22 protein-coding genes are annotated in these 21,680 nt (G+C 52.3%); 14 read left to right on the plus strand and 8 right to left on the minus strand.

The annotated features are described in order from the left end of the window. The 3 genes from VEI96_09560 to VEI96_09570 form a co-directional block, all read left to right on the plus strand. Positions 1-1,007 (plus strand): aldehyde ferredoxin oxidoreductase C-terminal domain-containing protein (locus VEI96_09560; GenBank protein HXX58231.1); only part of this gene is annotated, 1,007 nt, incomplete at its 5' end. Between the two features lie 214 nt (positions 1,008-1,221). Continuing rightward, positions 1,222-1,746, plus strand: a complete 525-nt coding sequence (locus tag VEI96_09565; GenBank protein ID HXX58232.1) for a hypothetical protein — start codon at positions 1,222-1,224, stop codon at positions 1,744-1,746. Between the two features lie 228 nt (positions 1,747-1,974). Continuing rightward, a complete protein-coding gene (locus VEI96_09570; GenBank protein ID HXX58233.1) occupies positions 1,975-2,493 on the plus strand; it encodes a hypothetical protein in 519 nt (172 codons plus the stop codon). A 49-nt stretch (positions 2,494-2,542) separates the two neighbouring features. On the opposite strand, the gene VEI96_09575 is transcribed toward VEI96_09570, so the two are convergent. Then, positions 2,543-2,779 carry a MoaD/ThiS family protein gene (locus tag VEI96_09575; GenBank protein ID HXX58234.1) on the minus strand — a complete coding sequence of 79 codons (237 nt, stop codon included), beginning with the start codon at positions 2,777-2,779 and terminating at the stop codon, positions 2,543-2,545. A gap of 169 nt (positions 2,780-2,948) precedes the next feature. Between VEI96_09575 and VEI96_09580 the strand changes: the two genes are divergently transcribed. The 5 genes from VEI96_09580 to VEI96_09600 all read left to right on the plus strand — a co-directional run bounded on the left by VEI96_09580 (position 2,949) and on the right by VEI96_09600 (position 7,402). Further along, positions 2,949-4,310, plus strand: coding sequence for a radical SAM/SPASM family putative metalloenzyme maturase (locus tag VEI96_09580; protein HXX58235.1), 1,362 nt, complete (start codon positions 2,949-2,951; stop codon positions 4,308-4,310). A gap of 169 nt (positions 4,311-4,479) precedes the next feature. Next, complete coding sequence (locus VEI96_09585) at positions 4,480-5,097, plus strand: ABC transporter substrate-binding protein (protein ID HXX58236.1); 618 nt, start codon at positions 4,480-4,482, stop codon at positions 5,095-5,097. 205 nt (positions 5,098-5,302) lie between these two features. Continuing rightward, positions 5,303-6,190, plus strand: coding sequence for a patatin-like phospholipase family protein (locus tag VEI96_09590; protein ID HXX58237.1), 888 nt, complete (start codon positions 5,303-5,305; stop codon positions 6,188-6,190). 6 nt (positions 6,191-6,196) lie between these two features. After that, positions 6,197-6,823: an O-methyltransferase gene (locus VEI96_09595; GenBank protein ID HXX58238.1), complete on the plus strand. Its 627-nt coding sequence runs from the start codon at positions 6,197-6,199 to the stop codon at positions 6,821-6,823. A 288-nt stretch (positions 6,824-7,111) separates the two neighbouring features. Continuing rightward, positions 7,112-7,402, plus strand: a complete 291-nt coding sequence (locus VEI96_09600; protein ID HXX58239.1) for a hypothetical protein — start codon at positions 7,112-7,114, stop codon at positions 7,400-7,402. A 112-nt stretch (positions 7,403-7,514) separates the two neighbouring features. Here the strand turns inward: VEI96_09600 and VEI96_09605 are convergent, their stop codons facing one another. Then, a complete protein-coding gene (locus VEI96_09605; GenBank protein ID HXX58240.1) occupies positions 7,515-7,850 on the minus strand; it encodes a TusE/DsrC/DsvC family sulfur relay protein in 336 nt (111 codons plus the stop codon). 614 nt (positions 7,851-8,464) lie between these two features. Between VEI96_09605 and VEI96_09610 the strand changes: the two genes are divergently transcribed. Further along, positions 8,465-10,180, plus strand: coding sequence for an EAL domain-containing protein (locus VEI96_09610; GenBank protein ID HXX58241.1), 1,716 nt, complete (start codon positions 8,465-8,467; stop codon positions 10,178-10,180). Between the two features lie 104 nt (positions 10,181-10,284). Here the strand turns inward: VEI96_09610 and VEI96_09615 are convergent, their stop codons facing one another. From VEI96_09615 to VEI96_09635, 5 genes are all read right to left on the minus strand, one after another. Continuing rightward, a complete protein-coding gene (locus tag VEI96_09615; protein HXX58242.1) occupies positions 10,285-10,722 on the minus strand; it encodes a universal stress protein in 438 nt (145 codons plus the stop codon). A 25-nt stretch (positions 10,723-10,747) separates the two neighbouring features. Then, complete coding sequence (locus tag VEI96_09620; protein ID HXX58243.1) at positions 10,748-11,602, minus strand: TIGR01777 family oxidoreductase; 855 nt, start codon at positions 11,600-11,602, stop codon at positions 10,748-10,750. A 164-nt stretch (positions 11,603-11,766) separates the two neighbouring features. Then, positions 11,767-12,654, minus strand: coding sequence for a diacylglycerol kinase family protein (locus VEI96_09625; protein ID HXX58244.1), 888 nt, complete (start codon positions 12,652-12,654; stop codon positions 11,767-11,769). 98 nt (positions 12,655-12,752) lie between these two features. After that, positions 12,753-13,559, minus strand: a complete 807-nt coding sequence (locus VEI96_09630; GenBank protein HXX58245.1) for a 6-carboxyhexanoate--CoA ligase — start codon at positions 13,557-13,559, stop codon at positions 12,753-12,755. 126 nt (positions 13,560-13,685) lie between these two features. Next, a complete protein-coding gene (locus VEI96_09635; protein HXX58246.1) occupies positions 13,686-15,254 on the minus strand; it encodes a PAS domain S-box protein in 1,569 nt (522 codons plus the stop codon). Positions 15,255-15,509: 255 nt separating this feature from the next. Between VEI96_09635 and lpxK the strand changes: the two genes are divergently transcribed. The 5 genes from lpxK (at position 15,510) to VEI96_09660 (ending at position 20,896) form a co-directional block, all read left to right on the plus strand. Continuing rightward, the gene (gene lpxK / locus VEI96_09640) at positions 15,510-16,589 is read left to right on the plus strand and encodes a tetraacyldisaccharide 4'-kinase (GenBank protein HXX58247.1); all 1,080 of its coding nucleotides are present in this window, start codon (positions 15,510-15,512) and stop codon (positions 16,587-16,589) included. Continuing rightward, positions 16,590-16,991: a secondary thiamine-phosphate synthase enzyme YjbQ gene (locus tag VEI96_09645; protein HXX58248.1), complete on the plus strand. Its 402-nt coding sequence runs from the start codon at positions 16,590-16,592 to the stop codon at positions 16,989-16,991. A 180-nt stretch (positions 16,992-17,171) separates the two neighbouring features. Then, positions 17,172-18,323, plus strand: coding sequence for a methionine adenosyltransferase (gene metK, locus VEI96_09650; GenBank protein ID HXX58249.1), 1,152 nt, complete (start codon positions 17,172-17,174; stop codon positions 18,321-18,323). Positions 18,324-18,395: 72 nt separating this feature from the next. Further along, positions 18,396-19,655: an adenosylhomocysteinase gene (gene ahcY, locus VEI96_09655; protein HXX58250.1), complete on the plus strand. Its 1,260-nt coding sequence runs from the start codon at positions 18,396-18,398 to the stop codon at positions 19,653-19,655. Between the two features lie 512 nt (positions 19,656-20,167). Further along, positions 20,168-20,896 (plus strand): hypothetical protein, encoded by a 729-nt coding sequence (locus VEI96_09660; protein HXX58251.1) that lies wholly within the window; start codon positions 20,168-20,170, stop codon positions 20,894-20,896. 77 nt (positions 20,897-20,973) lie between these two features. Here the strand turns inward: VEI96_09660 and VEI96_09665 are convergent, their stop codons facing one another. After that, positions 20,974-21,546 (minus strand): ferritin family protein, encoded by a 573-nt coding sequence (locus tag VEI96_09665; GenBank protein HXX58252.1) that lies wholly within the window; start codon positions 21,544-21,546, stop codon positions 20,974-20,976. Between the last annotated feature and the right edge of the window lie 134 nt (positions 21,547-21,680).

Here is a 21,680-nt window from a genome sequence, read left to right on the forward strand (position 1 = left end):
CCTACGGCACCAACGTCCTGACCAACGTCCTCAACGAGGCGGGGGGATACCCGACCTACAACTTCAAGACCGGCCAGTTCAAGGGCTCGGCGAACCTCTCCGGCGAGACCCAGGCGGAGCTGGAAGTGAAACGAGGCGGCACGGCGACCCACGGCTGCCACCGCGGCTGCGTCATCCAGTGCTCCGGCATCTATAACGACAAGGACGGCCACTACCTGACCAAGCAGCCCGAGTACGAGACGGTCTGGGCCCACGGCGGGAACTGCGGCATCGGCGACCTGGACAAGATCGCCATGATGGACTTCTTGGACGACAATTACGGCCTTGACACGATCGAGATGGGCGCGACGATCGCCGTGGCGATGGAAGCGGGGCTCGCCAAGTTCGGTGATGCGGACGCGGCCATCAATTTTATCAACGAGGTCGGGAAGGGTACGGACCTCGGCAGGATCCTCGGCAACGGGGCGGCCATGACCGGCAGGGCCTTCGGCGTCGAGCGGGTCCCGGTGGTGAAGGGCCAGGCGATGCCGGCCTACGATCCCCGAGCGGTCCAGGGCATCGGCGTCACTTACGCCACAAGTCCCATGGGCGCGGACCACACCGCAGGATACGCTGTGGCTCAAAATGTCCTGAAGGTGGGAGGGGACGTTAATGCCCTGAAACCCGAAGGGCAGGTGGAACTGTCCAGGAACCTCCAGATCGCGACGGCGGCGATCGATTCCACCGGCATGTGTCTCTTCATCGCCTTTGCGGTGTTGGACCAGCCCGATACGTTTCAGGCACTGCTCGACATGCTCAGCGCTTTCTACGGGATCAACATGACGGGAGACGGCGTAACCGACCTGGGCAAGAAGATCCTCAAGATGGAGCGGGACTTTAACAAGGCTGCGGGCTTTACCCCGCAGCACGACCGGCTGCCGAGCTACTTCAAGACCGAGAAGTTCGCTCCGCACAACGTCACATTCCAGGTGAAGGACGAAGATCTCGATAAAGTCTTTAACTGGTAATTGAAAGAGAGAACTTTTGGAGGGAGAGGCTGAAAGGCGGCCTCTCCCTTTTTTGTCCATAACACAGAATTGGACTCAAGGAGAAGGCAGAGGTATCACATCCGTGGCCTGTTTTAGGCGACAAGACCTTGATGATTGTTCTCTAACAGAACTCCGTTTTGTAATGGACGGTTCTCAGTTGCCCGCTTTTTACCAAATTCTCCAGGCCGGATTCATGGTCAAGGCACTTGTCGGCTGCAGCACAATGAGCTTCCTCACCCAACAGCTGAAAATATCTCCGGAATATATAACAGAACGGATACAGTCCCTCTTTCTTGAGGGAAAGCCGGTGGACGATGTGGCTTCCGCAATGATCCATGATGGATCACACCTCTCCCTCTCCGCTGCCTTGCCGGGTTTGGTAGGGGCCACCATGAGGCGGGGGGGTATCTATAGAGCATTGCGAAGCTCCATTACGTATAACGAATCTGATTCCCATTGTGAGATTACAGAAGGATGTGTGCACCTAAAGTTATTTAACCTTCTAATGAAGGAATTGGGTCCGGATCTATTTGCGAAGGGCATCTATCTGAACTCTTCACATTTGTCTGAGTTCCTCTCAGGTCAACCTTCGGGATTCTGGCGGGGGTGCAAAGAGATTCTTCTCAATGAAGAACCGGTCAAACGTGAGCAGTTAGAAAGAGAAGCCTGGTTGTCCGGAGATAATCTGGTACGCCTGTCTGTCATAACTGCTGGTTGAAATACTCACGATGGTATACGCACTATGTTCTTGAACCATCGCGGGCAGTCATGCCGGAGCATGCCGGGCAGTCCCTGAGGATCTCAAGAAAGTTACTCATAGACTAAAATGCCGGGCACTCGGTTCTTCCCGAAAGCCCTGATGCCCCAATATGCTAAAATGGTAATGATTAAGGCTGAAAATTGATATACCGAACTGAACCGAAATATGAGCAGAAGGGAGGAGAGCATGGGATCAGAAGCACCGTCTAAAGAACCACAAACTGACAGCCGGGAATGCAGTGTGGTGCTATCCCTGGATGCGGTCTCTTCAAGAATTGGGATCAGCGGGGGCAAGGAGGTCCCTTTCAAGAGAGCGATTCTTTCGGTAAGGAATGCCGGTCAGACCGTCGTGTCTGGACTTGTACCACACGCCACGCTGGGGCAGGAAGGCGGATCGATTCAGGATGTGAGCGAGGTCTTCTCTCGCTCTGAGACCCCGGAGTCAATCAAGCCGGGAGAGGCACTCGCCTGGGACGTTTATGACCAGTTGCTTTCTGCACATGCAGGCGCTGCCAGCAAGGTTCACATGTTCGGATACAGGGCTGTTCTGAACTGGTGGTTCGAAGTGGTCGCCTGGGTTGAGTATCGTTGTCCTGACGTCGCCACCTCTTTCCAGACGCCCATTATCCGGTGGAAGATGCGCTGGAGTCTTGCCAATCCTCCGCTCGATGAGGTTAATCTGTATATCGAGGTCGTAAAGGACTGAGCACGAGGTCATCTGAATTCTTCATATCGTCGGCCTTACCACGCGATATTCATTCTCTCCCGCCCCCCCCGGCAATAGGGGGAAAGAATGCGATCTCGTCTCCTTCCTTCAGGCAATGGTGTATGCTTCTGTGCTCACCATTCACAATCTTGAGGAGGGGGATCTTTTCCGGAAGATTCAATACCTTGAGCACTTCCTCGATGGTGGAGTTGTCAGGTATCTCGATCTCCTGCTCGTCAGGCCCGAAATTCCGCAAGGTCGCAAAGAGTTTGACAAAGACTCTCATGGCAGAATTATACCAAATATCGAAAACCCTTCTGTGATCGCCACAACAACTCGATCTCCTCTTGGAGAAAATGGCCGGTGGGGGTAACCCTCTGCATCTCTTCCTATGATCTGCGTCATAGCCATGGTTCCCTTCGCGGGTTAAAGTTATACTAAGAGGGGAATAAGCAATGTCGGATCGAGGCACCTTAGATACTACGTGCGATTCTGTAAGCGATATCGCGACGATGCCTGCTGATTCTGCTGCCGAAAAAATGTATCCCTCCAAGCTCTTTGTCGAGGTTACGACGCGATGCAATCTTGCTTGCGGCATGTGTGTAAAACAGGCCGGGGGCGACAAGACCGTTGATGGAGATCTTCCCCCCGAAACATTTTATTCCCTGGAACCGGCCTTCCCCCATCTCGATACCCTGATCCTGAACGGGATCGGTGAACCGCTTCTCCATCCCCATTTGGAGGCGTTCATCGCGAAGGCCAAGGAGAAACTCCCGCAGACCGCCTGGGTCGGTTTCCAGACAAACGGTCTCCTCTTGACAGACGAACGTGCTGTATCCCTTGTTGATGCGGGGCTTGACCGCATCTGCCTCTCTCTCGATGCCGCCTCCCCCGAACGTTTCAGGGACATCAGGATGGGCGGGGAAATCGGGGATATGGAACGGGCCTTCTCCGCACTCCAGAAGGCAAAAACACGCCGGAGCAGGCATGACCTGCGGATCGGCATGGAGTTTGTACTCATGCGCGATAACCTTTTCGAACTTCCCCGCGCAGTGCGCTGGGCCGCTGAACAGGGAGTCAGTTTTGCCATTGTCACTCAGGTCCTTCCGTACAGCCGGGAGGCATCGTCTCATGCGGTCTATGATACGAATACGGCAGCGGCCATAGCGATATACAGGGAGTGGAAGAGGAAGGCCGAGACGGAGGGGATTACTATCGGGGAGTATTTTGAGGTCTTCATGAAATACGCGAAGTCGTCGCGGGAAGAGCGGCTCTGTGAAATCGTGGAGGGGATGAAGGCTGAGGCGGGCTCACGGGGCATCACGCTTCACATAGAAGAACTCCTTTCGAGGGATGAGGACCGGCTCGCAAGGGCCCAGGATATACTCGAAGAAACAGCGCTGATCGCAAACCAGCAAGGTATCACGATTAAGCTCCCGGAACTGGCACCCGACAACAAGAGGAGATGCGAGTTTGTGGAGACCGGCAGTGCTTTTGTCTCGAGGGACGGTAATGTCCAGCCCTGTTATTTCCTCTGGCATCGGTACGCCTGTTATGTCGGAGGGAGAGAAAAACGAGTGAAACCGTGGAACTTCGGTAACCTGTCAGAAAAGGACATCATCGAAATCTGGAACGAGCCCGAATACCGGGCCTTTAGGAAAAGCGTCCTCCACTATGATTTTCCCTTCTGTTTTGACTGCAGTTTTGCCCTCTGTGACTATGTTCAGGATGAAGACTTTGAACAGGACTGTTATGTCAGCAGCGTTCCCTGCGGTGCCTGTCTCTGGTGTACGAGTCTTTTCCATTGCCTCTTATGAGGAGTTGAAGGACGCTTTCTGTGCTGAGAAGTCACTCGCATTCCCTCTCATGTTGACAGAGTCGGAATTTGGGGGTAGTCTTTACAAAGGGGACGAGGAGTCCGGTCCGATTTGACGGCCGGTTGAGAGGGTCTCCTAAATATCGCAAAGGAAAGGATCGGGGTGACTTATGGGAAATACCATTTACAGGAAATCGAGCTTGCTCGCGGTCTCTATCTTCCTTGTTGTTGCTTTTCCCTTGAGTTCTTTTGCGGGCGAGCCGACAGACCAGATAAAGCAGACCATAGATGACGTCATAAAGGTCTTGAATAACAAGGAACTTAAGAAGCCCGCGAACGAGTCTGAGAGAAAGGCCAAGATCCGTTCTATCATCGAGAACAGGTTCGACTTCGCCGAGATGGCAAAGCGCTCATTGGGAGTTCACTGGAGCAAGAGGAATCCGAATGAACAGAAGGAGTTTGTACCATTGTTCTCGGATCTCCTTGAGGATACGTACGTAAGAAAGATAGAGCGGTATGAAGACGAAAAGGTCCAGTATGTGGGTGAGTCGGAGGAAGGTTCTCACGCGGTCGTGAAGACCAAGATAGTAGCCACCTCGGGGACCGAAATACCGGTTGACTACAAGATATTCAAGAAAGGAAATAAGTGGGAGATTTACGACATCATCATCGAGGGTGTCAGCCTTGTGAATAACTACAGAACGCAGTTCAACCATATCATAAGTTCGAGTTCCTATGAGGAACTGGTAAAGAGGCTTAAGGCAAAATCGGTGAAGAGTCCAGGATAAGAGTCGGCTGCGCGAAATTTGCCGGTCTTCACCTGACGCCTCGATCGCTGTCTGAAAGATCTGTATCGAATCCTTCAGGCCCCAATAATGCCCTTTTCATCCTGCCCACATTGAGATTGCGTCCGGATTGGTGTACATTATTATGCGAAATGCTTCTACGGTGATGCCGTGAATTGTGGCTGCCCGGCGGAGGATGGGGACCCTGATGGTCAGAAAGATAGTGTACTGCTTCAGATTCTTTTTTTTCTTAATCCTTGTGGTGACGCTTGCCTCATGCGAGCCAAAGAACGTCCGGACCCCTCCACAGCCTGCGAAGGTCGCCCTCGTGCTCGGCGCAGGGACATCGAAAGGATTCGCCCACATCGGCGTCCTGAAGGTGCTCGAATCAAATGGGATACCGATCCATATGATAGTCGGGACGAGCGTCGGGAGTTTTGTCGGCAGCTTCTACGCTTACGGCTACAACGCCTTTCAACTCCAGAAGATCTCCTTCGGCATCGAAAAAAGCGACCTGATCGACTATACGGTCCCTGATAACGGGTTCGTGAGGGGCGAGAAGCTCGAAGAGTATGTCAACAGGTACCTCAGAAACACACCCATGGAGAAGTTGAAAACTCCTTTCTATGCGGTCGCAACAGACATCCAGAGCGGCAGGGAAATGGTTTTTGCGAGCGGAAACACGGGAACAGCGGTGAGGGCGAGTTGCTCAGTCCCCGGGGTATTCAGACCTGTTAAGATCGGTGAACGGTCCTATGTCGATGGAGGAGTCGTGAGTCCCGTGGCGGTCGACGCCGCGAAGAGGCTCGGTGCCGATATCGTCATCGCGGTCGACCTCTCCGCGGTCGTCGAAGGAAAGGCTCCGGAAAGTACCGTGGACACGATACTCCAGTCCCTAAACATCATGTACGCGAAGCTCGCCTCCCTGCAGATTTCGAGGGCTGACGTCGTGATAAGGCCGAAGGTGGAATCTATAGCTCCTGATGATTTTTCGAAGAGGCACGAGGCGATCCTTGAAGGCGAAAAGGCCGCGACAGAGGCGCTTCCCCGCATCAGGAGCATGATCGATACCCTGAGACGCGAGGGGAGGCTGTAACGATCCATGGTGAAGATAACCGCGCCGAAGATTCAAGACTATTTAATGGGGCTCGCAAGGGAGGACGATAGACGCATCATCGAAATGGAGAGGATCGCGAGAGACCGGAGCTTCCCCGCAGTCGACAGACTCGTCGGACAGTTGCTCTCTCTTCTGACAAGGATGAAGAAGCCCCGGCTCGTCGTGGAACTCGGTTCGGGTTTCGGGTATTCCGCATACTGGTTTGCGAGGGCACTCGAGAGGGGCAGAGTTGTCCTGACGGATTACGATGAGGAAAACATCAACTATGCACGGGAGACGTTCCGGAAAGCCGGGTTCGCACGCAGAGCCGAGTTCAGGGTCGGAGACGCGATAGAGATAGCAAGGGAGTACCGGCAGATAGACATCCTCTTCATAGACATAGAGAAACACCAGTATTTCGAAGCCATCCGGACACTCCTGCCGAATCTCAGCAGGAATGCTCTCGTCATCGCCGATAATGCCTTGTGGTACGGGAAGGTCACGGGAAAGAAGAGAGACAGAGAAACCCAGGGAATAAAGAAATTCAACCGCTTCATGTCCGGCCACAGTGATTTTCTCACGACGATCCTCCCTCTCCGGGACGGCGTCCTCGTGGCATACAAGTTGTCATAGTTGGTTTGACACTTTACTGTTTGGGTCGATTGAAGTGACAGGTGCACCGACAAACAAACGCATTTCAGAAAACTGCAATAGTGAAGATTTCCTAAAGAAAGTGATACCGTAAAGGCTCCGTGCTTCCACTTCACAGGGATGGTTCAGAAAAGTTCAGAAAAGTTCTGAAGCTTGACAAAATATTTGTTAATGATATTTTGTAATTATTAGCCTCTATTGAGCTTCGCAAAGGGGTGAAAAAGATAACAAACGCTTAGAGAGGTGACTCTAGCCTCAAGGAGGTAAGGTATGAAAAAAATAATGGTTCTGCTTCTGGTGTGCTTTTTGTGCTTTGTCCTTCCAGTTTCTGCAGTAGCGTCCAGCGGGGCCGACAAAGATGGGGCCGTAATAGCAGATGCGATTATAGTGAGACCAATCGGGCTTGCTTCCATTGTGGTCGGCGCCGCAGCGTTCGTCCTCACGTTGCCCTTTGCTGTTTTCAGTGGAAGCGTCAAACAAACTGCTGATACGCTTGTAGCGGCACCATGCAGGTTCACTTTTACGAGAACCCTTGGAGATTTCGAGTCTGGATCTTATTGATTCGCAGTATCCTGAAGCTGAAGCACACGCTTCAGAGTTTGACCAGCATTTTGCGAGTGGTGTTTTTTGTCTTCGAAGACAGGGGGCGAAGCCTCGTTACGTCAAGGTTAATTTATATGCATCCAATAGGCGTTGGAAGCCCGGCTATCTTACAGGCTTGCTTTGCAGGTCCGGCCGGATAGAGCTCAAAAAGATACTTCGTGTTGCCTTTTTCAGGGCCCATGACTTTCCCCATCTCCTTTACCAGCATCTTGATCATCGGCGCAGTACGATGCCTCTGGTAATAATCCCTGAGAAGATTGACAACTTCCCAGTGAGCTATGGTCATGATGATTCCTTCCCCCTTGGCCATGTGTTCGGCAAGCTCATTTGTCCAATCATCAACATTAATGACGTAGCCGTTCTTATCTATTTCGATCTGCTTCCCTTGAAAATCCATTGTCGGCATAGTATCCCCCGGGTATTGCTGATTTCTGGCCAGGTCTTAAACCGAGCCTGAAATGATTTCCTCAATTTTCCATTCGTATTTCGGCAAGGAGAAGGCTCTTAGTGAAATTAAAGCGGCATGGTTCCAGCGTAAAAGAACACATTTCTTTATTATGCAAGATCGTTCCTTCGCAGCAACTTGAACAGCGCTCGAGAGTATAGGGACATATCTCCAGTTTTGCTTCGGTTTCCGCGAACATCTTTTCCCCGGTATAAAAAAATATCTAAGGGATTATAACAAATAATCATAGATTTATAAACCCGGCTTATAGTTTTATAGTTTGCTGTGCGTCTCAGCCTTTTCTCACCCGAATGCTGTATGTTCCATCAGCCAATCTTTTTGTGCGTGACACCACATGGCCTTCCGCTTCGACACTCGAGGCACGCTTCTTATAGGATCCCCCTCTAAAATGATCTCCGGCAATTTTCCTCTCTCAATTTCATCAAGTTTGAATTTGGTCTTCACAAATTCAATAATTTCACGACGATTTCTCGGGGGTCTTGGCATAATGCCATCATTCCCTCGTAATTGATTTCCCTGTTTTAGAGTTCATATTGTGTATTATTATAAGTGTCATGAATGATTTGGTGCTGCAATTCAACAGAGACGGAAGATTGCTGAGGTTCAAAGGCCGCCTAGAAGATGATCTGTTTGCACTTTCCGATGGAAGTCTAGGGAAGACCATCCGTGAAATAATGCCCTCAGATGTCATTGAACCTATCATGAATTGTCTGGAGGGAGCCCTGCAAAGCTGGGAGCCGCAGCATTTTGAGTATCAGCCCCGGATAAGTGGTCGTCACTATGATCTGAAATTTATCAGCAGTGGAGAAGGCACCGTATTGCTTATCATAACTGATATCTCAGACTACAAGCAGGCAACAGATAAGATTCGCTATCTTGCATATTACGATATTTTAACCACCCTGCCGAATCGTTACCTGTTTCATGACAGGTTGAAGCAGGCGATGGCTCATGCTGAACGCAACAGACAGTTGATGGCAATATTGTTTCTTGACATAGATAATTTCAAACAGATAAATGACACCCTCGGGCATAGTGCGGGAGACCAGCTGTTGCAAGACATAGCTAATCGATTACTGAGTGGTATGCGAAAAGCGGACAGCATCTCCCGTCTGTCAGATGGAACGTCAGAATATCCAGGGCATGTAGTGGCACGTATTGGCGGTGATGAGTTTACGGTACTGCTTACCGACGTCAGCAACACGCAGGATGCGGCCAAGGCAGCCCAGCGTCTTCTCAGTGCATTGTCAGAGCCTTTCATCATCGGTGACAATGAAGTGTTTATCACTGCCAGTGTGGGCATAGCGGTCTACCCTTCCGATGGTAAAGACATCGAAACTCTGCTCATTAATGCCGATGTGGCGATGTACGAGGCAAAGAAACACGGAAAGAATAATTACCAATATTATTTGGAGTCGATGAATAAGTTTGCGGTTAAGCGATTTACCGTCGAAAATAAGTTACGGAGGGCGTTGGATCATAACGAGTTCATGTTGTTCTATCAGCCGCAAATCGACATAACAACCGGGAAAGTGATCGGTGTTGAGGCTCTGATACGGTGGCTGCAGCCGGACCTCATATTGATTAAACCGGATGAATTTATTCCCCTTGCCGAGGAATCGGGACTCATTATTCCGATTGGAGAATGGGTACTCCGCACGGCCTGCGCAGAAAACAGGATATGGCAAAAGGCCGGCCTTAAGCCGATCCGCACGACAGTAAACGTATCAAGTATCCAGTTCAGCCAGAACAACTTCGTGGACGGCGTATCCCAAATCTTAAGCGACACCGGGTTGGATCCCAGTTATCTGCAATTGGAACTCACTGAGCGTACCATAATGAGAGACTCTCAGAGTACCATTATGAAACTGCACTCATTGCAGGATATGGGAATAGAGATCGCTGTTGATGATTTCGGCACCGGGTATTCTTCGCTGAATTACTTGAAACGCTTCCCCCTATCTACTTTGAAGATCGATTACTCCTTTGTAAAGGATCTCGACACGAGTGCTGATGATCGGGCTATTGTCACCGCAATCGTCAGTTTGGCGCACAATTTTAACTTGAAGGTCATCGCCGAGGGTGTGGAAAGAAGGCAGCAGATGGCTTTTCTCTACCAGTGTGGTTGCGAAGGAGTGCAGGGTCACTTAATCTGTCCGCCCGTGAATTCAGTGATCTTGGGCGAATTTATTCATAAGGAAAAATTCTTGACCGTTCTGAACGATTGCGGCATAAAGGCAAAAGGAAAACCCAAACGAACTGGATCTTGAAGATTATGGAGTTTTTGAGAGTTTCCTAAACCATCTGGCGCATAACAGCATCGCTACGGCAAGAATGAGAATTTCTGTTCGATTTGCTGGGGGTGCGTTTGGTACTAGCCGCCCTCCGTCTTATGCGTCGGGACGACAAGAACGGGGCACTTGGCCTTTCGGAGAACGTGTTCGCTCACGCTTCCAACGAGGAGATGATGGACAGCTCCATGTCCGTGTGACCCGATAACGATCAACTCGGCCTTTAATCTGTCCGCCTCCTTGAGAATTGATTCAGCGGTCTGCCCCTGCACCATCAAAGCGGTTGCGTCCACTCCCATATCCCGGAATGCATGCACCTCGTTCTGTAACGCCACGTGTTCCTTGCGAAATTCCCGAGCTGCCTCGTCGCGCATGCTTTGTGGTCCAAGCTCGTAACCGGCGAAGTCAGGATCCGGTGCCGCAACATGGATAAGCCAAACCTTCGCGGAGAGAAATTGGTCAAATTTTTTAATCTCGGACAGCAAGATCGATGTGGCTTGCGAAAAATCGATAGCGATCAAAACCGTCGTCGGACCCTCCTTTCGATTAGTCAGCCGGTTTTACCAGATCTCCGATCGCTTCCTTGATATCGGTGAAGGTGAAGGTGAAGCCGCTTTCGAGAAGCCTTTTCGGAAGAACGGTCTGGCCCTCCAGGAGAAGCTTTGCCGCCTCGCCGAGCTGAAGTCTGAGGACGAAGGCCGGAACCCTCACAAAGGTCGTCTTATGGAGTGCGGCACCGAGGGCCTCCGTCAGGCCCTTATTTGTCGTCGGATTCGGGGCCGTGAGGTTATAGATCCCCTCATACCGGTCCCCGGCCATGACGGCAAAATAAGCTCGGACGAGGTCTTCAATGTGGACCCATGAGAACGGTTGATTCCCGTCGCCGATCATCCCGCCGAGCCCCATTCTGAAGGGCGTGAGCATCTTCGCCAGCGCCCCCCCGTCAGCCCCAAGGACCACGCCGAAGCGAAAGATCACGGTCCTAATCCCTGCATCGTTTGCCGTAATTGCAGTCCTTTCCCACTCGACAGCCAACTTGCCCAGGAAGTCCGTGGCATAGTCTGTGTCCTCTTCCGTATGGACCCCTTTGGTTTTGTAGATGCCGATGGCAGAGGTCGAGACGAAAAGACGGGGCTTCTTCCCCAGCTGTTTCAGCGCCCTGACAAGCTTCTCCGTAGTGCCGATTCTGCTGCTCGCGATAGTCTTTTTATACTCTTCGGTCCATCTGGCAGCAATGGTAGCTCCGGCAAGGTTAATCACGACATCGGCACCCTCTATCCCCGCTGAAAAGGCTTCGTCACTCAGGCCGAACTCGTCCCGGCCGAGCCTGACTACCCGCCAGCCCTTCGACTCGAAGGCCCTCGTGAGATGGCTTCCGATGAAGCCACTGGCTCCGGTCATAACGATCCGCATAGGCATTCCGGAATCATCATAGCAAAATGCGGGGTCCAAGTAAATGAATCCTTAGGGCCACGAGGGAAATGAGGCTGAGAAAAAGAGTGGGCACTCAAAGAAGATGCCGCGGCCACCGAGAACTTCCTTCATTTCACCGGATGGTATCCGGATCAATAGACAAGTTTCACCGCCTGAGGAGCAACGGTTATCTCGGCAGGGGTAAAGCCGAGATAATCTCCGTCAACCTGAACGGCGGCTCGACCCTCGATGCGGATCGCATCGGCCTTCAGATAGCTTATGTCACGAAACCCGAGATGGCCTCCCGCAACGATTCCGCAGACGTATCTGAGAACATCCCGGCGCTTCTTCCCTTCCATGATCACGAGGTGGAAATGAGGGTCGGTGAGGGCTGCATCGGGCGTCACCTGAAAATTTCCGCCGTATCTCGAGGCCTTGCCCACGATTGCCGAGTATCCTCTCCGGCTGTTTCCGTCCACAGAAAAGAGGAGGGGCTCGGGAGCATAGCTCAGGAGGGTCTTCAATCCGCTGAGGACATAGGCTGCCCGTCCCGAATATCTTTTCAGAGAAGAACGGAACCGATACACCGCCTCACCGTCAAATCCTATTCCCGCCATGAGGCAGAAATAACGGGTCACGCTCCCGGAAGGAGGATGATTGGCCGTTATCTTCCCGAGCGAGACGCTGCGGCCGCTTCCCTTTATCGCTCTGGCTACCGCCCCTTCCAGGATCTCGGGGATGCCGAGCTCTTTGGCGAGCACATTCGTGGTTCCCATCGGCAGGATCGCCATCGGGGTATCGGTATACGCCAACCCGTTCACCACTTCATTGAATGTGCCGTCTCCGCCTGCGGCAACGACAAGCGACAGACGATCACGCGACGCTTTTTTCGCAAGCTCCTCAGCCTCCCCCCTCTGCCTCGTGAGAGATATGGTCACTTCGTATCCTTTCGAACGGAAAAGGGCCGCTGCCTTTTCTATGCTTCTTGATGATGCCCGTCGCGCGGCCGGATTCGCTATGAGCAGGATCGATTCCTTCATGGAAGACATTATACTCTTTTTAGAGCGGAAGGCTTACCAGCATGAATGGGCCAAGGGACGAAAACGTCCCTACGTCATTGTCAACGAGAATGGCCACTCTAGCAGACGATGACAGGTTTATTCTCGAGATATGCGATGAGGGGTTCGGCATCAGCTTCCTCCCGCATGAAAAAAATCCTTCCTCCGCGGGAGTCTCCCCTCTCCTTTATCATGGGTATCCGGACATAACCGAGCGTCCGTGATGCGATGTAACCGGTCGTGTAATCGGGATCGTCGGACATGCATAGCTCCGCAAGCACACCGTCGCACGACGCAACCTTTGACGCAAGGATCAGTGCCTCTCTTACGGTTGCGGTGTTGATGCCCTCCCGCGAAAGCATTCTCGACAAGGCCCTTTCCCTGCCCCCCTCTATCCCGATCCTCGACACCCTCACTCCCCGCCCCCTGTCCGGTTCAATACGAACACCGGACAGCGCCCGTATCAATGACGCACCCCGCATGACCGTCCTGCCTGTCACCACCTTGATCCCTTTCTCTATCGCCTTCCGGGATATGCCGGCCTTGAAGAGCTCCGCACGAAGAACGGCCCGCGCGTCGAGGGGGGAATCGCACTGGCACGTCCTTACGGGCAGGAGAGGCACTTTGACCGGTTTCTCCCTCATCCTTTCGATAGTGAACAGAACCTCATCGGGCATACCCCTCGGGTGGTTCATAGCCCTCATGCCGTAATCTCTGAGAATTCTTTCTATCGCCTTTTCCCTGTAAAGGCCCTCAGCTCCGGATACGTGCATCGACCGAGAACGGGTAATTCTTCTCGATGCCCTCATTCTGACGCTCCAGAGGGCTTCCTCCGGCTTAGATCCGAGCTGTTTCCGTTTCTTTTTCTTTTCTTTTTCCTTAAGCATAATCCTCTAATCGGAACGGCTCAGGGCGATTTCTCATGGCGCAAGCCTGCATGGTCTGTATCGTCACCGGTCGTGAAAGAACCGAGGCGGTCTGACTGCTTCTGTTGCGTCGGTTATGGTGCGTCTCTATGTCTTGGCGGCATCATCATTCTTGAATCTTTCTTCGTATGCCTCAGGGCTTATTATCTTCATGCAGTCGGGGCAGATGCCGTGGGTAAAGGAAGCGTCTGAATGCTCCTTGATATAGACCTCGACCCTCTTCCAATATCCCTTATCATCGCGTATCTTCTTGCACCAGGCGCACATCGGGATCAATCCCCTCAAGGTCTTAATCTTGTCGAGTGCGTCCTGGAGTTCGAGAATGAGTTTTTCCCGTTCCTGCTCGGCTGACCTGCGCTCGGTTATATTCCGGTCAAAGGCGAGAATATATTTATGGTTTCCGAGTTCAAGGAGTCCGCCGTCAATCTCGACTGGGAAGACGGTGCCGTCTTTCCTTCGATGGGTAAGCTCTGCGGTAATCCACTCCCCCGTGAGCATTCGTTCGATACGCTCCGGGATTCGTTCTGCTACATCGGGGGTGTCAAGGTCTGCGATGTTGAGACCTACGAGTTCCTCGACGGTATATCCGTGCATTTTTGCAGCTGACCGGTTCGCATCGACGATTTGGCCTTTTTTCCCATCCTCGGCATCAAGGATGAAGATACCGTCACCCGCACTTTCGAAGAGCATCCTGTATCGGGTTTCGCTCTCGATCAACGCCTGTTCCGCCTTCTTGCGTTCACTGACGTCTCGGGCAATCCCCTGAATCCCCGCGACCTGTCCGTTCTTGATCACCGGGGTAACGTTGATTTCACAATGTCTCGATGTCCCGTCTTTTCCCATCATCTGCAGTGCCAGCTGTTTTACGCTCTGTCCGAAGACCGCCGCCTGAAAAGCCTCCTTCGCCTTTTGGGCTTCAGAGGGAAGGACGTACGTAATGAAATGATTCCCGATGATCTCTCCCGGGGCATAGCCAAACTGTTCCACTGCAGGAGAGCAATAGGTTATCACTCCCCGTAAGTCGATCTGGAAGATAGCATCCATGCTCGTCTCCGAGATGAGACGGAACCTTTCCTCACTGTCTTTCACCTTTTCCTCCGCACTCCGGCGGACGGCGATATCCCGTTGTAGCTCCTCATTCACCCTCGTAAGGTCTCCCGTACGTTCCCGCACCAGTTCTTCCAGACGTTCGCGGTATCTCCTCAGTTCCGCTTCGGCCCGCTTGCGATCAGTGATATCATGCCAGAGCGTCTGAAAGACCGTACGACCAGCCAGTTCCATGGTCTTCGTAATCACAAGGACATCCTGTATTTCGCCACCTTTGGCACGGTGCCGGACTTCAAATTCGGCACTCCCCCTGCGTAAGACTTCACTGATAGTGGCCCTTATCTCCTCCGGGCTCTGAAAGGGGTCGATATCGGAGATACGGAGCTTCGCGAACTCCTCCCGTGTGTAACCGAGCCGGCGGTGGGCAGTCTCATTGAATTCGACCACTTTCCCCTCGGCATCTATAATGAGGATACCGTCCGGAGACCGCTCGAATATCGCCCGATAGCGGGCTTCCACTCCAGGGATGTCGTTCCTCTTTTTTTCCCCCTCACCTTCGCATGAGGGTTGCTGCCCCATTTCTTTTTCTCTATTTCCCTGGAGATCCATCTAAAACCAACCACCTCTCCTTTGAAGAGATTCCGCCTGCGAGAATGTAATGACTGCGTGATTCTTATATTTCTATGATTATTTATTATTCTATCACGGAATATTAGCCTGTCAATCGGAAATCCGGCGATGAAGGCACCGCGCGGCAAAGGAACCGAATCTCCCCCAGGAAATCTTGTCTCGCTGTTCGCTAGAGGTCTTCGCTTTTAGACACCCTTGAACTTTGCTCTCGGTTTTGATAGGATTCTGGACGATATGGGACCGTTAGAGTATATCTACTACCTCGGCTATTCCTTTAAGAAATCACTGGACGTAAAGAAAGAGAAGAGACTGCCGAAGAGGGTTGTGAGTGTGGGAAACATGACGGTCGGCGGGACGGGAAAGACACCGGCAGTCATCGCGATTGCGGAAAGGGCACGGGGATACGGCTACAGACCCTGCATCCTCACGCGGGGATACGGCGGGAAGGCGAAGGGACCCTGTTTTGTGAGCAGGGGGGACGGAGCCCTGATCGGAGTCGATGAGGCGGGTGATGAACCGGTGCTCCTGGCTGAGCGGTTGAGGGGTATTCCCGTTGTGAAGGGAAAAGACAGATTCGCTGCAGGAATGTTCGCCCTTCAGTCCCTGAACCCAGAGCCCGAGCTATTTATTCTCGATGACGGTTTCCAGCACAGGAAGCTCTACCGTGATAGAAACATCCTCCTCGTTGACAGTACCAATCCGTTCGGAAACGGTAAACTCCTCCCCTTGGGGAGACTGCGCGAGCCCCTCAGTGAAATGAAGAGGGCCGACATCATCGTGATAACAAAAACATCTCATACGTTTCACAAGGTGTCCGGTCTCTCGCCCGATGGCATGCCTTGCGTATCGCTCCCGCCATCGCCTTCGGCTGAAGAGACCACACGGTCTCTTCTGAGCGAGATAAAAAGATACAGTCCTTCGGCAACGGTATTCCTCTCAGGCAGCATTCCGACGGGGCTAAAAAACCTTTCAGGCTCGGTCTTCCCTCCTCACCTCCTCTCCGGCAAGAGGGTATTCGGTTTCTGCGGTATCGGGAATCCCGATTCCTTCCGGAAGACATTGATGAGCGTCGAGGCAGACGTGAGAGACATGGCGGTCTTCAGAGATCATATCAGATACAGTGGACGTCATATCCGGAAGATCTGGCAGGATGCGCGGAAATGCCGTGCAGACTGGATTGTCACAACAGAAAAGGATATAATGAAGCTCACAGGACTCTCTCTCCCGGATGAGCTCAGGGAGAGTCTCGTTTCCTTGGGAATCGAATTTGTTATCGATAACGACTTCTTTGAGAAGACATTCAGGGAGGAGTAGATGATCAGGTACATAAACGTCAAGAGCCGGACGCGGAATGAATTTATTGACATATCAGATAAGATCCAGGAGGCCATTAAGGAAGAAGGGATAACGAGCGGAATCTGTTACATCTACGTACCTCATACTACCGCGGGCGTCACGATCAATGAGGGCGCCGACACCTCTGTCCAACGTGATGTCCAGAGTGCCTTCAGTAAACTCATACCCGTCGAAGCGGACTACTATCATCGTGAGGGAAATGCCGACGCCCATATCAAGTCGACCCTTGTCGGCGTTTCAGAATTCGTCTTCATAGACGAAGGGAAACTCCTTCTCGGGACGTGGCAGGCCGTATACTTCTGCGAGTTTGACGGACCGAGACATAGGCGAGTGGCGATCAAGCTTCTCAAGACAGCCTGAGTTATCACCGGGCCGCTCGCCCTTTTCCTCCCGCCCGAAAAAGACCTCCCGGAGCGCTCCCACCGATGACAGATAAGACCGGAAATACCTATTGATTCCGATTTCCTTCCGCTCTGTTTTTGCTTCCCTTTTCGGGAGAAAATGAGTAAAATAAAAGATTCTCTTTTGGGAGGTGTGAAGATGCCAAGAAAGAACTATTTTTTTACCTCTGAGTCGGTCACCGAGGGACACCCTGATAAAATAGCTGATCAGATCTCCGATTCGATACTCGACGCAATCATCGGCAGAGACCCTCTCTCCCGGGTCGCCTGTGAGACCCTTGTTACGACCGGTCTTGCCTTTGTCGCGGGGGAAATAACGACCTCCGTTTACGTAGACATTCCGTCCATCGTGAGAGAGACGATACGGGATATCGGATATACGAGGGCAAAATACGGATTCGATTACGAGACCTGTGCGGTCATTACCTCCATACACGAACAGTCCTCCGACATAGCGATGGGGGTCGATCCCGGGGGCGCCGGCGATCAGGGACTGATGTTCGGTTTCGCCTGTAATGAGACGCCGGAGTTGATGCCCCTCCCGATCATGCTCGCCCATAAACTCGCGATGAGGTTGACGGAGGCGAGAAAGACCGATGTCCTTGGCTACCTGAGACCCGATGGTAAGACCCAGGTCACCGTTGAGTACCGCGACGGGATGCCGCACAAGATCGACACCATCGTGGTCTCATCCCAACACAGTCCGGACGTGACCCTGAAAGAGATGAAGGAGGATATCATCGAGAAGGTCATAAAGCCTGTCGTTCCCCGGGAACTCCTTGACGAGGAGGTTATTAAGTACCACATCAATCCGACCGGTCGTTTTGTCGTCGGCGGACCGATGGGAGACACGGGGCTTACCGGCAGAAAGATCATCGTCGACAGTTATGGCGGCGTGGGAAGCCATGGCGGCGGATGTTTCTCGGGAAAGGACCCCTCAAAGGTAGACCGTTCAGGGGCATACATGGCTCGTTACATAGCAAAAAACCTTGTCGCCTCAGGCATCGCCGACAGGATCGAGGTCCAGATAGCGTATGCGATCGGCGTCCCTGAACCGGTATCGTTCTTTGTCGATACCTTCGGGACCGGAAAGATTCCGAATGAAAAGATTATATCCATCATCAAGAAGAATTTTGAACTCACGCCGAAGGCGATCATCGAAAGCCTGAATCTGAGGAGACCGATATACAGGAAGACCGCTGCGTACGGACATTTCGGTCGCAACGATGACGGCTTCACATGGGAAAAAACGGACAAGGCCGCGTCTCTGAAGAAGGATGCGGGACTCTGAGTCTCTGAGATTTCAGACAGTTAACCGGGAGACCGAAGTCTATAGTCCGGGAATACAACAAGCGGAGGATACATGGTGCGACATGATGTAAAGGATATTCTGTTGGCTAAGAAGGGGAAACTGCGGATCGAGTGGGCCGCCCGAGAAATGCCCGTCCTGAAGAGCATCGCCGAGAGGTTCATAAGAGAGAAGCCCCTCAAGGGAATACGGGTGGCTGCGTGCCTGCACGTAACGACGGAGACGGCGAGCCTCATGGAGGCCTTGAAGGCCGGAGGCGCCGAAGTCGCCCTCTGCGCTTCGAATCCTCTCAGCACTCAGGACGATGTGGCCGCATCGCTCGTGAAGAATTCGGGCATTTCAGTCTTTGCGATAAAAGGCGAAGATACGAAGACCTACTACCGGCATATCAAGGACGCCCTTTCCTCCCGGCCCCAGATAACCATGGATGACGGCGCTGATGTCGTTTCGACACTCCACAAGGAAGCGCGATCTATGCTGAAGGGAGTCATCGGGGGGACAGAGGAGACGACGACCGGGGTAATACGGTTGAAGGCCATGGCAGCCGACGGAGCCCTCGCCTATCCGATCATTGCGGTGAACGATGCGTATACGAAGCATCTCTTTGACAACCGCTACGGCACGGGACAGAGCACCATGGACGGCATCATTCGGGCCACGAACCGACTCATTGGGGGCTCGGTATTCGTCGTCTGCGGATACGGGTGGTGCGGGAGAGGCGTAGCGATGAGGGCGAAAGGGCATGGCGCGAAGGTCGTTATCACAGAAATCGACCCCCTGCGTGCGCTCGAGGCGACGATGGATGGGTACGAAGTGATGCCTGTTCGCGACGCCGCGCGCGTCGGAGATATCTTCGTCACGGCGACAGGCGATATCAATGTCATTTCGAAGGACTGTTTCCGAGTCATGAAGGACGGAGCGATCATCTGCAATACCGGACATTTCAACGTCGAGATTGACATCGAAGGTCTGAAGAAGATGTCAAAGGCAAGAAGGATCATACGGGACTATGTCGAGGAATTCACCCTCAGAAACGGCAAGAGGATTTATCTCCTCGGTGAGGGTCGCCTCATAAATCTCGCGGCAGCAGAGGGGCATCCGTCTGCGGTCATGGACATGAGTTTCGCGAATCAGGCGCTCTGCGCCGAGTATATGGTCAGGAACGCAAAGAGGCTTGAAAAGAGAGTGTACAGCGTTCCTGAAAAGATCGATAAGGAGATCGCGCGCCTCAAATTGAAGGCGATGGCGATAAAGATAGATACGCTCTCTGCTGAACAGAAGCGATACCTCAAGAGCTGGGAGATGGGCACCTAACGGTAACCGTCAAGGGGGGCATCGCCCCCCTATTCATCTTCCCGGGACTCGTTTTATGCAATAGGACTTCCAGTCCGAGCATCCCTGCTTTGCGCCGGTAAGTCCTCTGTCCCGATCTGCTCATTCGCAGCCGATCCCCTCTTTGGAATGAGACAAGCTTCTTTAGGCTCATGAAACAATGTATGGAAAAGCACGCGGCGGCATCTTCAATACAAGCTTCGGCACCCTGATGTTTTCCATTTTGGAATAATACTGCTTCTCCTCTTTTGTGATCCGCATCACCTATGGCAGTCCCGTCATCTGATAAGCTCTATTTACGCCCTCAGCGGGCATTACATAAAAAATACCGCACATGATTATGAACGTAATTTCATCTTTTTTTTTCCGCGAATCTGCTATAAGTATGAAAAGAAGTTGGCTGAGGTTTTGAAACGTAGGGGGAGATTGGGAGAAGGGCGAAAAGAGTACCTGTCAGCATTCCAGGATAACCTTTAGTCGGAAAAGGAGGGATTATGTTTAGGAAAATCTTCGTGACAGCATTGATAGTTGTTGCCGGCGTTCTTGCGTTCGGTGCGGCACTGGCTTATGCCCATTCGGGCGGTACGGGCGATGTCCTTGCCTATGCGTATTATGATGTCAGGGGTGCCGCGAACTATATGGTCGTCAACAATTCGGCGACGACAGCGCCGGGATGCACGATGCCCTTGCCGCACCACAAGAAGGTCTTCACGTACACTCCTGTTGTGTCGCCCGTGGTCAGTTGTGACCCGGCAAAAGCGAAACCGATCGGTGTAGGCAGCATCGCCCTTGGCGGAGATATGATAGACGTGGCCGTGAAAATCGGGCCCTTTGAAGAACCCGTTGACGTCTCAATCGGTTTATTCGCTGCGTCCTTTGACGCTAAGGATATATACTTCCTCAATATCTTCAACCAACTCACGTCGCTGCAGGAGGAAATTGACGAAGACCAGAATGCGCAAGTCGCTGCCGATCACGGTCCTGGCGATGGCAATAGCCATGGCAACAACCCAAAACCGAAGAAGAATTTCAGGAAGCTCATCCCCTGGAAAAATGATGTGCTTACGATAGACGAGACGGTATTTCAAGGCGACCTGACGGATCTGCCTCCGGGACTGTATGTCATTGTCCTGAATGTCACTCGGGTAAGCCCGTCGGATGACAATTTTGATCGCTTCTACCGCTGGGTGACGTATTTCATCGTTCCCGATCCGGCATTATGAGAGAAGAGAAATAAAACTTCGGGATTCGCTGTCCCGATCACCTCGGGGCAGCGAATCGCCTTTCTATCGCAGACAGCTTACGCCCACGGGGTACCCCCATCCATAATGCTGTGCTCATCCCACATGAACCAGCTGCCGGAATCAGAAAGGAAGAGATGGGTATTCGAGAAGATCGCATAGCGTTGCCGCTCCGCTTTGATCAGCCTTTCAACGAGAGCCTTCACCTTTCGGGACTGCGTCTTTTCTGAAAGTCTCTCACAGAGTTCTATGCCTTCCCTCTCCATCTCCATCGCAATCTTCAAGGCGTCCACTTCATCCGTAGTTCTCTTGATCCTGCCAAGGAGTATCTCACCGGTCTTTTCAAAGAGGGTCCTTATCTTGTTCATCGGACGTGCAACATCACGGATTCTGATACCGCGTATCTCGGCGATGCAACGAAAGTCATCGACCTGTTTTTTCTCATCCTCAATCATCGATAGGAACATCCTCTTCCCGACCGGGTTTTTCGTTTTCTCCGCTGCCCGCTGGTAAAATCCCGTTTTCGCTGCGATCACCCCCTCGATGATATCGGGATCCCCGCATCCTGGCGACGATTTTGCCGGAGTATGGCATTTCTTGCATCCATGGGAATTTCTTGACGTCCGTATCATACTCCCTCCTCATCTTTCTAAAAATTTTGTAGATCATTGAGCAAATATCGTTCCATGAATGGATCTTCTTGTTTTTGAATATATTATTCTCAATCTCTCGTTGTCCAGCTATGAAATATCTTTCAGAGGCTGCA

The organism is Thermodesulfovibrionales bacterium (genome assembly GCA_035622735.1).
Lineage (GTDB): Bacteria > Nitrospirota > Thermodesulfovibrionia > Thermodesulfovibrionales > UBA9159 > DASPUT01.

Excerpts from the sequence above, each read along its gene's own strand:
- VEI96_09565 (HXX58232.1), top strand. The coding sequence starts at position 1,222 with ATGGTCAAGGCACTTGTCGGCTGCAGCACAATGAGCTTCCTCACCCAA.
- VEI96_09570 (HXX58233.1), top strand. The coding sequence starts at position 1,975 with ATGGGATCAGAAGCACCGTCTAAAGAACCACAAACTGACAGCCGGGAA.
- VEI96_09575 (HXX58234.1), bottom strand. The coding sequence starts at position 2,779 with ATGAGAGTCTTTGTCAAACTCTTTGCGACCTTGCGGAATTTCGGGCCT.
- VEI96_09580 (HXX58235.1), top strand. The coding sequence starts at position 2,949 with ATGTCGGATCGAGGCACCTTAGATACTACGTGCGATTCTGTAAGCGAT.
- VEI96_09585 (HXX58236.1), top strand. The coding sequence starts at position 4,480 with ATGGGAAATACCATTTACAGGAAATCGAGCTTGCTCGCGGTCTCTATC.
- VEI96_09590 (HXX58237.1), top strand. The coding sequence starts at position 5,303 with ATGGTCAGAAAGATAGTGTACTGCTTCAGATTCTTTTTTTTCTTAATC.
- VEI96_09595 (HXX58238.1), top strand. The coding sequence starts at position 6,197 with ATGGTGAAGATAACCGCGCCGAAGATTCAAGACTATTTAATGGGGCTC.
- VEI96_09600 (HXX58239.1), top strand. The coding sequence starts at position 7,112 with ATGAAAAAAATAATGGTTCTGCTTCTGGTGTGCTTTTTGTGCTTTGTC.
- VEI96_09605 (HXX58240.1), bottom strand. The coding sequence starts at position 7,850 with ATGCCGACAATGGATTTTCAAGGGAAGCAGATCGAAATAGATAAGAAC.
- VEI96_09610 (HXX58241.1), top strand. The coding sequence starts at position 8,465 with ATGAATGATTTGGTGCTGCAATTCAACAGAGACGGAAGATTGCTGAGG.
- VEI96_09620 (HXX58243.1), bottom strand. The coding sequence starts at position 11,602 with ATGACCGGAGCCAGTGGCTTCATCGGAAGCCATCTCACGAGGGCCTTC.
- VEI96_09625 (HXX58244.1), bottom strand. The coding sequence starts at position 12,654 with ATGAAGGAATCGATCCTGCTCATAGCGAATCCGGCCGCGCGACGGGCA.
- VEI96_09630 (HXX58245.1), bottom strand. The coding sequence starts at position 13,559 with ATGCTTAAGGAAAAAGAAAAGAAAAAGAAACGGAAACAGCTCGGATCT.
- VEI96_09635 (HXX58246.1), bottom strand. The coding sequence starts at position 15,254 with ATGGATCTCCAGGGAAATAGAGAAAAAGAAATGGGGCAGCAACCCTCA.
- lpxK (HXX58247.1), top strand. The coding sequence starts at position 15,510 with ATGGGACCGTTAGAGTATATCTACTACCTCGGCTATTCCTTTAAGAAA.
- VEI96_09645 (HXX58248.1), top strand. The coding sequence starts at position 16,590 with ATGATCAGGTACATAAACGTCAAGAGCCGGACGCGGAATGAATTTATT.
- metK (HXX58249.1), top strand. The coding sequence starts at position 17,172 with ATGCCAAGAAAGAACTATTTTTTTACCTCTGAGTCGGTCACCGAGGGA.
- ahcY (HXX58250.1), top strand. The coding sequence starts at position 18,396 with ATGGTGCGACATGATGTAAAGGATATTCTGTTGGCTAAGAAGGGGAAA.
- VEI96_09660 (HXX58251.1), top strand. The coding sequence starts at position 20,168 with ATGTTTAGGAAAATCTTCGTGACAGCATTGATAGTTGTTGCCGGCGTT.
- VEI96_09665 (HXX58252.1), bottom strand. The coding sequence starts at position 21,546 with ATGATACGGACGTCAAGAAATTCCCATGGATGCAAGAAATGCCATACT.